The following is an 11,722-nucleotide window of genomic DNA, read 5'->3' as shown; positions in this document are numbered from 1 at the left end:
AGGGATGGTAGGTTTGCGCCCAGGCACCCCCCTCTGGCCTGCCGGCCATCTCCCCCGCAAGGGGGGAGATCGGCTGTCATGCCGGCTTTCGCCAACCTCCACCGTTGGACGAGTGAGCGAAGCGCTGAAGCTGCCAATCTCCCCCCTTGCGGGGGAGATGTCCGGCAGGACAGAGGGGGGTCCGCCAGCGTCCCGCAAGGTTCTGCACCGCGGCAGCGCTCGGAGGTCGCGGCATGGATCCTCGGGTCTGCGCCGCGTCGCTTCGCTCCTTGCTCCGCCCGTGGATGACGAAGCGACGGGCGGTTCCGCCAATCGCCGAAAACGGCACTAGGAACCGGGGCGTGCAAGGCTGCTGGACGATGTGGAGGGGATGGCGACGGCAACAAAAAACCCGCCTTGCGGCGGGTCTCTGGCGCAAATCAGCACCATACCTCAAACAGTAGCACAGTTGCCCTCACCGGGCAATCCGTCACCGGGCGCGCCCCGCGCAAATCGCGCTGCCGCCTACTACTGCTCGGCGAACATCAGCCTTGTCTTGGCGCCATCCATCGTCGGCGACAAACTCCGCTGGATCAGCGCTTCGACGTGGTCGTTGCGCTGGCGGGCACTGTCGGCGCCCATCACCACGACGATCAGATTGCGGCCGTCGGCATTGTAGGAGGTGACGATGTTGAAGCCCGAGGCCCTGATGTAGCCGGTCTTGATGCCGTCGACGCCGCGCACGCGGCCGAGCATGTCGTTGTGGCCGCGCACCAGCCTGCCGCGGAACATGAAGTCGCTTTCGGAGAAATAGTGGAACTGCTGGGGAAAGCGCTGACGCAGCGCCATGCCGAGCACCGCCATGTCGCGCGCGGTGGTCATCTGGCTGTCGTCGGGCAGGCCGGACGCGTTGCGGAAGGTGGTGCTGGTCATGCCGAGCTGGCGCGCCTTGGATGTCATCATGGCGGCGAACTGCTCCTCCGAGCCGCCGAGATATTCGCCGACCGCCACCGCCACGTCATTGGCCGATTTAACGACGATGGCGCGGATCGCCGAATCGACGTCGATGCTCTCGCCGCGCCGGAAGCGCATCTTGGTCGGCGGCTGCGAGGCGGCATGATCCGACACCGGAATCTGCGTCTCCTTGGTGACGCGGCCGGCCTCCAGCGCCTCGAACAGCAGATAGAGCGTCATCATCTTGGTCAGCGAGGCCGGGTAGCGCTGCGCCGTCGAGTTGACCTCGAACAGCTGCTTGCCGGTCCTGGCGTCGACGACGATCGCGGCATATTTCTGCGCCGGCGCCGGCACGGCCAGCACGCTGTCGGGCGGCGTCGTGGCGCAGCCGGCAAGCAGCACCAGCAGGGCGAGTGCCGCAAAAACTCTTTGGATGAGCGGAAGGGGGTTGGACAAGGGCAAGTCTGTTCGGGTCAAGCTGTTGCTGAGATGAGGCGAAGCTAACGTAACGCGATTGATGCGTCCATTTGGTTAATGCCGCTCATACCCAGGAATGTCATGCCTACGCAAGCTTGGGTTCCTCGCCCCACGAAAGTGGGGAGAGGTGGCTCGGCGAAGCCGAGACGGAGAGGGGACTGCGCCCTACGAAGGCCCCCTCTCCGGCCGCTTCGCGGCCACCTCTCCCCCGCCTCTGGCGGGGGCGAGGAACCCAAGCCTGCGATAGCCGCCGCGAAAACGCCCGTTTCCGGTGTCTTTCCTTGCCAAGGCTGCGTTTCCTGTGGGAAGGGCGTGGTATCTGGCGACTTTGGGGGCTTGGCATGACGACTATCGGGGCCGGGGGCGCGGCACCTTCGCTTATCAAGGCATCGCTCAGCCGCACCGGCAAATGGGCCGGCAGCGTCGCTTTCATCAGCGGCGCCGTTGGCGACGTGCTTAATCCGCTGGCGCCGTTCGCCGCCTATATCGCGCTGGTCGCCGCAGTGGCTGCGGCCATCATCGCCATTGCCATCGTGCTCAGGCTGGTGCTGGCGGCCAAGGCGCTGCCTGCCTTGATCTTCGCCACAAGTGCTGCAGCGGTCGCCGGCGGCGTCTACGGCCTGCAGCAGCAGACCAACGCACAGAATGGGGTGATCGCCGGCCTGGTGCCGGCCATTGCCGGGCTGCAGCAGTCGATGGGCATCGTCTCGGCCAAGGTGGCCAAGATCGAGCAGACGGTCACGCAAACGCAGAAGACGGTCGAACAGGTCAAGCAGTCGACCGACACGGTGGTGAAGAAGACCGACGAGATCGCCTCGGCCCAGCAGCAGCAGACTGAACAGACGGCGCAGGTGCAAAAGACCACCGAAGAGGTGAAGAAACAGACCGAGACGCTGGCCGCCGGCCAGGCGCAGCAGCAGGCCCAGACCGAAAAACTGCAAGCGACGACGCAGCAGATCGCCGCCTCGATCGACACCATCGCCAAGGGGTTTGCCGCGCTCGCCGCGCAAGGCGGGGCGATCGCCGAACCGAAGCGGCCGGACGAGTTCTACCACAATGCCCGCGTCTACGAGCTGTCCGGCGACATGCTCAATGCGCGGCGTTCCTACCTCGCCTTTGCCGGTTTCGATGTCGACGCCATCGACCCCTACACGCGCTTTGCCACGCTGCTTCGGGTGCAGGACGGCAAGGCCGGCGCCCGCGAGGTGTTCGGCGCGCTTGCCGACAAGGGCAAGGCGCTGTCGATCAAGCTCGTGCATATCCTGCAGTTCGACGACGCCCAGCGCCTCGACAAGCTCAACGCCTTCGTCGCCGCCAATGCGGACTTCGCGCCGGCCTATTTCCTGTTGGCGCAGGAGTTTTCGGAAGACCGGCTCGGCGCCCAGACGCTGGCCGACAAGCGCAACGAGGCCAAGGCGCTGACCAAATTCGTATCCTACGAAAAGGATGGCGGGCTGCTCAAATATTTCGTCGACCAGACGCAGTTGGCCGACTGGCTGGACCGCAGCCGCAGCCGGCTGGCAGCGCTTGGCGACGTGCTCGACCCCGCCCGCTTCGTGCCTTCGCTGACGCCGATGCGCTCGAACCAGGGCTGGTCGATGACCATCTCGCTGCCGGAACCGGCGACCGCCATCTCCTGGCGCATGGGCGGCAGCGGCCCGTTCACCGACACCGGTTTCCTGGCCATGAACGACCAGACCACCGGCAAGCCGATGGCCAATCCGAGTTTCGAATTGCCCGACAGCACGCAGGCCGGGATGATCGCGATCAAATATCTCGACATCAGGGGCCGCGAGACCGGCCCGTTCGACATCCGCTTCGACCCCGAGACAGCGCTCCAGCAAGGCGACAAGCAGATCCTCGACCAGTTCTGGACGTCGTGGATCGCCTTCGATGCCAGCGGCAATCACGGGCTGGTCTATTTCACCCAGATGCTGTCCTACCGCTGCGCCATCAAACAGGTGCATTACAGCCTGAACGGCGCGGCACTCGACAAGGAGATCAAGATGCCGCCTTGCGACAAGAAGGACCCTTACGCCATCCCCTACGACTACCAGCCCTATTTCAAGGTCGCCGACAGCGTGAAATCGATGTCGGTGCAGGTCACCTACACCGACGACACCAAGTCGCCGGTGCGGGAATATAAGCGGCAGTAGATCTGCTCACCCTCCCCCTTGTGGGGAGGGTCGGCGAGCGGGCGGAGCGAAGCGGAGACCGTTCGCCGGGGTGGGGGTCCTGGCGCCGGCGTCACCCCACCCCGATCCGCTGCGCGGATCGACCCTCCCCACAAGGGGGAAGGGTGAAGGTGCGCTGATGCAAAATGCCTGCCGCAGTGCTTGCGCAACCGGCGCCGAACGGGTTCTGTTTGCGGCTTCAGAATCGGTGAGAACGCAATGACTGTCAGCACGATCAAGGCCAGAGGCATTTCGGTTTCGCTCGACCTCACGGTCGGCCACATCGCCGACATGGTCGTCAGTCGTGACGGGCGGCAGCTGAAGCCGCTGCATCGCGCACCCTGGGTCGATGCGAACGAGACGCTGCCGGACAATTTGCCGGAAGGTACGGTTCGGCTGTCCGGCGATTTTCTCTGCGCGCCGTTTTCGCGCAGCGATGTCGAGGAGGCCCCGCTGCATGGCTGGCCGGCCAACAGCACCTGGGATGTCGTCGAGAGTGCTGCGACTGAGGATGGCTGGCGCGCGGTCTACCGCCTGCGGCACAAGGTGATGGGCGCGAGCGTCGACAAGATCGTGAGGCTGCGCGACGACCATCCCTTCCTCTACCAGGAGCATGTGTTTTCCGGCGGCCATGGCGCGATCTCGGTCGCGCATCACCCGATGACGGCGATGACGGGCGGCGGCAGGCTGGCCTTTTCGCCCAAACGTTTTGCCGCGACGCTGGACGACCCGCTGGAGCCCGATCCCGCACGCGGCTGCTTCATGCTGGCCTATCCGGCGCGGTCCGCCGATCTCGGCCATTTCCCCGCTGCCGGCGGCGGCACGCTCGACCTGACGGAATACCGCATGGATGACCGCCGCGAGGATTTCATCACGCTGGTCGAGGCCGATCATGGCGGGCCGGGCTGGACCGCGCTGGCGCGGCAGGCCGAAGGCGACCTGGTGCTGGTGCTGAAGAACCCGGCCGAGCTGCCGATCACCATGCTGTGGCTCAGCAATGGTGGGCGCGACTACGCGCCCTGGAGCGGCCGCCACCTGGGCGTGCTCGGCATCGAGGACGGCCGCGCTGCCGTCGGCCATGCCGCCTCGATCGGCGACAACTGGCTGAAGCGCGAAGGGGTGGCAACCGCTTTTGCGCTGGGCGAAGGCCAAAGCGTTTCCTTTCGCCATGTCATCGGCACCATGCCGCTGTCCGGCGGCGAGCCACCACAGGAGGTCACGACGGCGGATGGCCGCATGCGGATGGCAACCGGCGGCTCGTCCTGGGAGGTTCCCTTCGACAGCGATTTCCTGCGCATCGGCCAACCCGCGGCTGTCTGAACGAGCTTCAAGGTTTCCATCAAAGTTGGCGCTGCCCCTCACCTGCCTTCCGGCATCCTCTCCCCGTATAGTGACGGGGAGAGGGCGCTCTCATCGATGATTTCGCCAATCACCAGCGCAAGAAGGACGCCGTCGTTGCGGCCAGCCCCTTCTCCCCGTCACTATACGGGGAGAAGTGCCCGGCAGGGCGATGAGGGGCGGCGCCGACTTCGGCAATTGACCGTTCCAATCGTGCAAATCCCGGTTTGAAATTTCCACCAACTGCCGACAAGATGCGGTGGAAATTATCGTGCCTATCATCCAGGCCAGAGAGGCTCTCATGTCCGAAATCGCCCATCTCGCCGCCACCATCTTCAAGCGTGCCGGCAAGGCAAACCGCTTCATCGTCGCCATTGCCGGGCCGCCGGGGGCCGGCAAGTCGACGCTGTCGGCGCGGCTGCATGAGCTGCTGCCCGAAGGTGCTTCGGAAGTCGTGCCGATGGACGGCTTCCACTATGACGACGTCGTGCTCGAACGGCGCGGCCTGCGCGCGCACAAGGGGGCGCCGGAAACTTTCGACTTTGCCGGCTTCGAAACACTGCTGAAGCGTATCCGGGCCGGTGAACCCGACATTGCCATCCCGGTCTTCGACCGCAGCATGGAACTGTCGCGCGCCGCCGCCTCGATCGTCGCCACCGAAACCAAATTCATCCTGGTCGAGGGCAATTACCTGCTGCTCGACGAGGAGCCGTGGTCGCGGCTGGCGCCGTTGTTCGATTTCTCGATCTTCGTCGACGTGCCGCGCAATGAGCTCGAGCGCCGCCTGCTGGAGCGCTGGCACGGGCACGGCCGCTCCGATGCGGATGCGCGCGCCTGGATCGCCTCCAACGACATGCCCAATATCGACCGGGTTATTGCTCGCCGCCGGGCTGCCGATCTGGTGATCGGCGATTCCGCTTGATTCTACCGATTGCGCAAGGGGAACCTTAAGACATTCAGGCCGTTATCGCCGACAAGGCAATTCTGCCAAACAGGGATTCCGTCCGATGGCACAGAAGGCAAGAAAGCCCGCGCCCGCCAAGGGCAAGGCAACCCAGTCCAAGGCAGGCGCCGGCCCGGCGGTCGCTGCACGTTCGAAGGACGCCAAACCGGCCTTTGGCAAGGCGGCGCCGAAGAAAGTGGTGCCGACAGCGGCAAAAGCCGCGCCGAAAACCGCAAAGCCCAAAAAGCCGGCGAGCGCTGACGCATCGATCTCGGGCAGCGCCATGCGCACTGTCAAGGCTGCCGCCAATGTCGCGGCAGGCGCGGTCGTCATCGCCGCCAGGGGAACCGCATCGTTTGCAGCCTCCATGGTGGGCAAGGGCGGCTCGAAAGCCAAGGCGAAGGCAAAGTAGCCTTCGCCAGGGTCTGGCTGTGTCAGGCCTTGGCGGGAATGGTCAGGCCTTTCTGCACCGCCGGCCGCGCCAGACCGCGTTCCAGCCATGTTCCCACATTGGCGAAATCGTCGAAGCCGACAAGTTCGCGCGCTTCGTAGAAGCCGATCAGGTTGCGCACCCAGCCGAGCAGCGAGATATCGGCGATGGTGTAGTCATTGCCCATGATCCATTTGCGGCCCTTCAGCCGGCCGTCGAGCACGCCGAGCAGTCGCTTTGATTCATCGCGATAGCGCTCCAACGGGCGCTTGTCGGCGATCTCGCGGCCGGCGAATTTGTGGAAGAAGCCGACCTGGCCGAACATCGGCCCGACCGAGGCCATCTGGAAGAACACCCACTGGATGGTCTCGTAGCGGCGCGCGGCGTCCACGGGCATGAGCAGGCCGGTCTTTTCAGCGAGGTAGAGTAGGATGGCGCCGGATTCGAACAGGCCGATCGGCTTGCCGTCGGGACCGTTCGGGTCGATGATTGCCGGTATCTTGCCGTTGGGATTGAGCGACAGGAATTCCGGCGTCCAGCTTTCGTTCTGGCCGATGTTGACCCAATGCGGCTCGTACGGGAGGCCGAGTTCCTCCAGGGCAATCGATATCTTCACGCCGTTCGGCGTTGTCGCCGAATAAAGCTGGATCTGGTCCGGATGCCTGGCCGGCCAGCGTGTTGCAATCGGAAAGGCGGACAGATCAGCCATGGAAAACTCCTGAATGGGGATTCGCGCCGAGCGGTGCGGTTTTGGCGGGGGCGTCCAAGGATTAGGCGCGCGGCCGATCCTGATCAATATGGCGGCGACAGTTTCGCCATGCACGGACAGTCAACAGAACGGATCGTGCGGGACGCTTGGGGTGGCCCTAGGCAGGTGCAACCGCCCGGGCAGATCCGGAATCAGACGGCCTTGAAGGCCAGCACCGCATTGGTGCCGCCGAACGCGAAGCCGTTGCTGATCGCGGTGCGCACCTTGCGCTCGCGCGCCACATTGGGCGTGACGTCGAGGTCGCAATCGGGATCGGCCTCGCGAAAATTGGCCGTCGGCGGCACGATGCCTTCGCGGATCGCCATCACGCAGGCGATCATCTCCAGCGCACCCGATGCGCCGAGGCAATGGGCGTGCATCGATTTGGTCGACGACACCGAAAGCTTGTAGGCATGGTCGCCGAAGACGCGCTTGATCGCCGCCGTCTCGATCTGGTCGTTGGCCTTGGTGCCGGTGCCGTGGGCATTGAGATAGTCGACATCCTCGGGATTGAACCCGGCGTCGGCCAGGCAGGCACGCATGGCGGCCGTTGGTCCGTCGATGGTCGGCGCGACGATGTCGGACGCATCGGCGGAGAGGCCGGCGCCGGCAATTTCGGCAAGGATGGTGGCGCCGCGCGCCATGGCATGCTCGTAGCTTTCCAGCACCGCCATGCCGGCGCCCTCGCCGAGTGACAGGCCCTGGCGATCGGCCGAGAATGGCCGGCAGGTGTCGGGCGCCAGCACGCGCAATGCTTCCCAGCCCTTCAGGATGCCCCAGACCAGCGGCGCATCGGTGCCGCCGGCAACCATCACGTCGGCGCGGCCAAGCCTGATCTGGTCGACGGCCGAGGCGATGGCGTGGTTGGACGACGAACAGGCCGAGGTGACGCCGAAGACCGGCCCGCGCAGGCCGAGATTCATGCTGACATGACCGGAGGCCGCACTTGGCATCACCTTTGGCACGGTGAAGATGCCGGCGCGATTCTTGCCCTCGATCAGGATAGCCCGATAGCTCTCTTCGATCGCCTCCCAGCCGCAGACGCCGACACCGACGACGGTGCCCATCCGATAGGTGGTGGCTTCGTTCGAAACCAGTCCGGACTGCTGCATGGCTTCCCTGGCTGCGATCGTCGCCAGCAGGCTGAAGCGGTCCATCGACACGGTCTGCTTGCGATCGATGCCGTGATCGGGAAGCGTCTTGATTTCGCAGCCGACCTTGACCTTCAGGTCATGCAGCTGGGGACTTGTGATCTGGCCGATGGCCGAGCGGCCGGCGCGCATCTCGTTCCAGATCGCAGGCGCGCTGATGCCGAGCCCGCAAATACCGCCCATGCCGGTGATGACGACGCGCTGCCGCATTCAGGTCAGGCTTTTTTCGCGATCAGCGCGCGGACAGCTTCGACCATATCACCGACATTCTTCAGATTGCTCCAGGCGTCGACCGTGTTCATCTCGATCTCGATGCCATACTCTTCCTCAAGATCGAAGATAATCTCCGTCAGCTCGAGCGAATGGATACCAAGCGAGGTCAATTCGGTGGTGGTGGTGATTTCTTCGCCGCCCGGCTCGGCATGAGCCTTGATCTTCGCGATGATATCCGTTGCCAGCTGGTCGGCCATTCGGTTTCTTCCCCACTATGTCACGTTTCCCGACGCCAACTGAGCAGCGCCCCTTTTTCTCCTGGTATCAAGCCGCCGTCGTCGTTTTATACCCCCGCCAAGCGCTGCATGACCGTACCAAGGTGGTTCCCTCTATAGAAACCGAAACGTTGTCAAGCAACAAGCTATATCGAACTGTAGGTCGACAAAGCCGCCGGAGTGCTTAACGTGCAGGCATGGATACGAGCGAATATGGGGGCGAACATGGCGGGATTTCGACGCAGCGCGTTGCGGGCGTGGCGCGGCTTTCCTGCGCTCTCAGTGAGGGTCGCACGCGCCTGCGGCGCCTCTATCAGGACGGCGCCGCCAAGATAAGGATGCCTTCTGTCTCGGCCGATCCGCTCGAAGCGGTGCTGATCAACACCGCCGGCGGGATGACCGGCGGCGACCGTATTGCCTGGGACGTGGGTGTCGGCACGGCGGCTTCGGCATCGATCACGACCCAGGCCTGCGAGAAAATCTACCGGGCGGCATCCGACCGTGCCGAGGTGCGGGTCAAGTTGTCGGTCGGTGAAAACGGCCGCATTGCCTGGCTGCCGCAGGAAACCATCGTCTTCGACCGGGCGGCCTTTGCCCGCACACTCGACGTCGAGCTTGCCGTCGGCGCCGAGGCGCTGGTGCTGGAAGCCGCCGTCTTCGGCCGCCTGGCGATGGGCGAACGCGCCACGCAGGGGTATTTCCACGACCGCTGGCGTGTCCGCCAGGCTGGCTCCCTTGTTCATGCCGAGGATTTCCGCATCGGACCCGATATCGCCGCCGCGCTCGACCGCCCGGCGATTGCCGGAGGCGCGATCGCGATGGCGACGTTGCTTTTGGTGTCGCCGCGGGCCGAAGCCCTGCTCGATCCAGTTCTGGAGATCGTCGGCGACCGCGGCAGCGCCAGCGCCTGGAGCGTGAAGAAATCTGGCAAGCTTCTTGCGAGGCTCTACGCCGGGGATGGCTACCAGCTGCGCCAGCGGCTGGTTCCACTCGTCGAATTGCTCAACGGAAGGGCGGGGTTGCCCAAATTATGGTCATTGTGAGTCTGTCTATGCCAGTCCAGGGAAACGCATGAATCTGACGCCGAGGGAAAAGGACAAGCTGCTGATCGCCATGGCGGCGATCGTGGCGCGTAAGCGGCTCGATCGCGGCGTCAAGCTCAACCATCCGGAAGCGATCGCGCTGATCACCGACTTCGTCGTCGAGGGTGCCCGCGACGGCCGCCCGGTCGCCGAACTGATGGAGGCCGGCGCCCATGTCGTGACCCGCGCGCAAGTCATGGAAGGCATCGCCGAGATGATCCACGACGTGCAGGTCGAAGCGACATTTCCCGACGGCACCAAGCTGGTGACCGTGCACGAACCCATCCGGTGAGGAGAGAACAATGCTTGAGCTGCGCCCCAATTGCGAATGCTGCGACAAGGACCTGCCGCCGGAGGCGACTGATGCGTTGATCTGCACCTTCGAGTGCACCTTTTGCGCCGACTGCGTGGAACACGTGTTGGGCGGCGTCTGTCCCAATTGCGGCGGTGGTTTTTCGACGCGGCCGATCCGCCCGGTGGCGATGCTGAAGAAATATCCGGCGTCGACCAGGCGCGTTCTCAAGGCCGAAGGCTGCGGCCCCCGCAAGGCGGCGTGAACACCACGACCGAGCCAAACGAAAGGCAAATAGAATGATCCCTGCCAAACGCCTATGCCTGTCGGCGATCCTCCTGCTGGCGGCTTCCATACCGGCCTATGCCCATGTCGGCATCGGCACCACCTCCTCCTTCACGGCCGGCTTCATGCACCCGCTCTCCGGCCTCGATCACATGACGGTGATGATCGCCGTCGGACTGTGGGCGGCGCTCAAGGGCGGCAAGGCGATTCTTGCCTGGCCGGCGGCCTTTGTCGGCGTCATGCTTATCGGCGGTGTGCTCGGCATGCTGCATATGCCACTGCCCTTCGTCGAACCGGGCATACTGGCATCGGTCGTGGCGCTCGGGCTGCTGGTGGCGTTGGCGGTCGATCTGCCGGTGTCGGCCGGCATCGCCATCATCGGCCTGTTCGCGCTGTTCCACGGCCATGCCCATGGCACCGAGGTGCCTGAGAATGCCGGCGGGCTTGAATACATGGCCGGCTTTGCCATCGCCACCGTGCTGCTGCACGCCACCGGCATCGCTGCCGGGCTCGGTCTCGGCATCAGGTTCCGTGGCCTCGCCCGCGCCGTGGGTGCGGCCTGCGCTGCGGTCGGTGTCGGCCTCGTCTTCGGCGTTCTGTGAGGGTGACGATGATCCCCGGTGAAATCATCACGGCGGGCGGCGACATCGAGCTGAACAAAGGCCTGCCGACCGTCACCTTCAAAGTGGCCAACAGCGGCGACCGGCCGATCCAGGTCGGCAGCCATTACCATTTCTTCGAGACCAATGAGGGGCTGAAATTCGACCGCGAGCGTGCCAGGGGCATGCGCCTCGACATTGCCGCCGGCACGGCCATGCGCTTCGAGCCGGGACAGGAGCGCGACGTCACGCTGGTGCCGCTTGGCGGCAAGCGCGAGGTCTACGGATTTCAGCAGAAGGTGATGGGCAAGCTGTGAGATCGACGGCGTCGAGCGCTCTCGGCCCTTTGATGCGGCGGATCGACCGGATGCCGGCCCGCCGCATTCACTTGTCAGCTCGCCTTCTTGGTGATCAGCGTCAGCGCGCCATTGGGCTCCATGCTGGCGGCGACGACTTGCGCCGAACTGAGCCCCTTGGCTTCCAGCGCCGACTTCACCTTGGGCGTGGCGTCGATCGAGCTGCGCAGTTTCTTCAAACCGTCATCGCCACGCTGGGCGATCACCTGGTTGACCTGCGTCTGGGTGTCCTTTGGCAGCTCGGTGATGTCGACGATGCTGACGCTCTGGATCGTCGGCACGGCCGGCTGAGCCCCGGGGGCGGGCGTGGTCGCCCCGGGGGCAGGCGCGGCCGGCGCCGGAGCGGGCTGTTGCGCGGATTGCTGCTGGGCACTGGCGGCGCCCGCCAGCATGAGCGTGGCAGCGGCGGCAATGAATATCGTTTTG

General features: G+C 64.8%; 14 protein-coding genes. 9 read left to right on the top strand and 5 right to left on the bottom strand.

Annotated elements, in window-relative coordinates; genetic code table 11:
- Positions 1-507 precede the first annotated feature (507 nt).
- The gene (locus FCU66_RS39590) at positions 508-1,389 is read right to left on the bottom strand and encodes a D-alanyl-D-alanine carboxypeptidase family protein (RefSeq protein WP_425462891.1); all 882 of its coding nucleotides are present in this window, start codon (positions 1,387-1,389) and stop codon (positions 508-510) included.
- A gap of 362 nt (positions 1,390-1,751) precedes the next feature.
- On the opposite strand from FCU66_RS39590, the gene FCU66_RS39585 reads away from it, so the two are divergent.
- The 4 genes from FCU66_RS39585 (at position 1,752) to FCU66_RS39565 (ending at position 6,277) form a co-directional block, all read left to right on the top strand.
- On the top strand, positions 1,752-3,566 hold the full coding sequence (locus FCU66_RS39585; protein ID WP_136621606.1) for a methyl-accepting chemotaxis protein: 1,815 nt from the start codon (positions 1,752-1,754) through the stop codon (positions 3,564-3,566).
- Positions 3,567-3,803: 237 nt separating this feature from the next.
- On the top strand, positions 3,804-4,904 hold the full coding sequence (locus tag FCU66_RS39580) for a hypothetical protein (RefSeq protein ID WP_136621605.1): 1,101 nt from the start codon (positions 3,804-3,806) through the stop codon (positions 4,902-4,904).
- Positions 4,905-5,223: 319 nt separating this feature from the next.
- Positions 5,224-5,844: a nucleoside triphosphate hydrolase gene (locus FCU66_RS39570; protein WP_136621116.1), complete on the top strand. Its 621-nt coding sequence runs from the start codon at positions 5,224-5,226 to the stop codon at positions 5,842-5,844.
- An 85-nt stretch (positions 5,845-5,929) separates the two neighbouring features.
- Positions 5,930-6,277: a hypothetical protein gene (locus tag FCU66_RS39565; protein ID WP_136621115.1), complete on the top strand. Its 348-nt coding sequence runs from the start codon at positions 5,930-5,932 to the stop codon at positions 6,275-6,277.
- A 22-nt stretch (positions 6,278-6,299) separates the two neighbouring features.
- Here FCU66_RS39565 and FCU66_RS39560 read toward each other — a convergent pair whose 3' ends face one another.
- The 3 genes from FCU66_RS39560 to FCU66_RS39550 form a co-directional block, all read right to left on the bottom strand.
- Positions 6,300-7,004: a glutathione S-transferase family protein gene (locus FCU66_RS39560; protein ID WP_136621114.1), complete on the bottom strand. Its 705-nt coding sequence runs from the start codon at positions 7,002-7,004 to the stop codon at positions 6,300-6,302.
- A 191-nt stretch (positions 7,005-7,195) separates the two neighbouring features.
- Complete coding sequence (locus tag FCU66_RS39555; RefSeq protein WP_136621113.1) at positions 7,196-8,404, bottom strand: beta-ketoacyl-[acyl-carrier-protein] synthase family protein; 1,209 nt, start codon at positions 8,402-8,404, stop codon at positions 7,196-7,198.
- Between the two features lie 5 nt (positions 8,405-8,409).
- Complete coding sequence (locus tag FCU66_RS39550) at positions 8,410-8,664, bottom strand: acyl carrier protein (protein ID WP_013528393.1); 255 nt, start codon at positions 8,662-8,664, stop codon at positions 8,410-8,412.
- A 215-nt stretch (positions 8,665-8,879) separates the two neighbouring features.
- Here FCU66_RS39550 and FCU66_RS39545 point away from each other — a divergent pair, with 215 nt between their 5' ends.
- The 5 genes from FCU66_RS39545 to FCU66_RS39525 are packed head-to-tail and all read left to right on the top strand — an operon-like array spanning position 8,880 to position 11,257.
- Positions 8,880-9,725: an urease accessory protein UreD gene (locus FCU66_RS39545; protein WP_136621112.1), complete on the top strand. Its 846-nt coding sequence runs from the start codon at positions 8,880-8,882 to the stop codon at positions 9,723-9,725.
- 28 nt (positions 9,726-9,753) lie between these two features.
- Positions 9,754-10,056: an urease subunit gamma gene (locus tag FCU66_RS39540; protein ID WP_136621111.1), complete on the top strand. Its 303-nt coding sequence runs from the start codon at positions 9,754-9,756 to the stop codon at positions 10,054-10,056.
- 10 nt (positions 10,057-10,066) lie between these two features.
- On the top strand, positions 10,067-10,321 hold the full coding sequence (locus tag FCU66_RS39535) for a DUF1272 domain-containing protein (protein ID WP_136621110.1): 255 nt from the start codon (positions 10,067-10,069) through the stop codon (positions 10,319-10,321).
- 34 nt (positions 10,322-10,355) lie between these two features.
- Entirely contained in the window at positions 10,356-10,943 is a 588-nt protein-coding gene (locus FCU66_RS39530; RefSeq protein WP_136621109.1) for a HupE/UreJ family protein, read from the top strand.
- Between the two features lie 8 nt (positions 10,944-10,951).
- Positions 10,952-11,257: an urease subunit beta gene (locus FCU66_RS39525; RefSeq protein WP_136621108.1), complete on the top strand. Its 306-nt coding sequence runs from the start codon at positions 10,952-10,954 to the stop codon at positions 11,255-11,257.
- A 74-nt stretch (positions 11,258-11,331) separates the two neighbouring features.
- On the opposite strand, the gene FCU66_RS39520 is transcribed toward FCU66_RS39525, so the two are convergent.
- Positions 11,332-11,722 (bottom strand): hypothetical protein (locus FCU66_RS39520; RefSeq protein WP_246094206.1); only part of this gene is annotated, 391 nt, incomplete at its 5' end.

It is taken from the genome of Mesorhizobium norvegicum (assembly GCF_004919685.1).
GTDB classification, from domain to species: Bacteria; Pseudomonadota; Alphaproteobacteria; order Rhizobiales; family Rhizobiaceae; genus Mesorhizobium; species Mesorhizobium norvegicum.
The sequence above is the reverse complement of the archived record's forward strand: the minus strand, read 5'-3'. Positions and strand labels throughout refer to the sequence as shown.

Coding starts and splice junctions, on each gene's coding strand:
- FCU66_RS39585 (WP_136621606.1), top strand. CDS start 1,752: ATGACGACTATCGGGGCCGGGGGCGCGGCACCTTCGCTTATCAAGGCA.
- FCU66_RS39580 (WP_136621605.1), top strand. CDS start 3,804: ATGACTGTCAGCACGATCAAGGCCAGAGGCATTTCGGTTTCGCTCGAC.
- FCU66_RS39570 (WP_136621116.1), top strand. CDS start 5,224: ATGTCCGAAATCGCCCATCTCGCCGCCACCATCTTCAAGCGTGCCGGC.
- FCU66_RS39565 (WP_136621115.1), top strand. CDS start 5,930: ATGGCACAGAAGGCAAGAAAGCCCGCGCCCGCCAAGGGCAAGGCAACC.
- FCU66_RS39560 (WP_136621114.1), bottom strand. CDS start 7,004: ATGGCTGATCTGTCCGCCTTTCCGATTGCAACACGCTGGCCGGCCAGG.
- FCU66_RS39555 (WP_136621113.1), bottom strand. CDS start 8,404: ATGCGGCAGCGCGTCGTCATCACCGGCATGGGCGGTATTTGCGGGCTC.
- FCU66_RS39550 (WP_013528393.1), bottom strand. CDS start 8,664: ATGGCCGACCAGCTGGCAACGGATATCATCGCGAAGATCAAGGCTCAT.
- FCU66_RS39545 (WP_136621112.1), top strand. CDS start 8,880: ATGGATACGAGCGAATATGGGGGCGAACATGGCGGGATTTCGACGCAG.
- FCU66_RS39540 (WP_136621111.1), top strand. CDS start 9,754: ATGAATCTGACGCCGAGGGAAAAGGACAAGCTGCTGATCGCCATGGCG.
- FCU66_RS39535 (WP_136621110.1), top strand. CDS start 10,067: ATGCTTGAGCTGCGCCCCAATTGCGAATGCTGCGACAAGGACCTGCCG.
- FCU66_RS39530 (WP_136621109.1), top strand. CDS start 10,356: ATGATCCCTGCCAAACGCCTATGCCTGTCGGCGATCCTCCTGCTGGCG.
- FCU66_RS39525 (WP_136621108.1), top strand. CDS start 10,952: ATGATCCCCGGTGAAATCATCACGGCGGGCGGCGACATCGAGCTGAAC.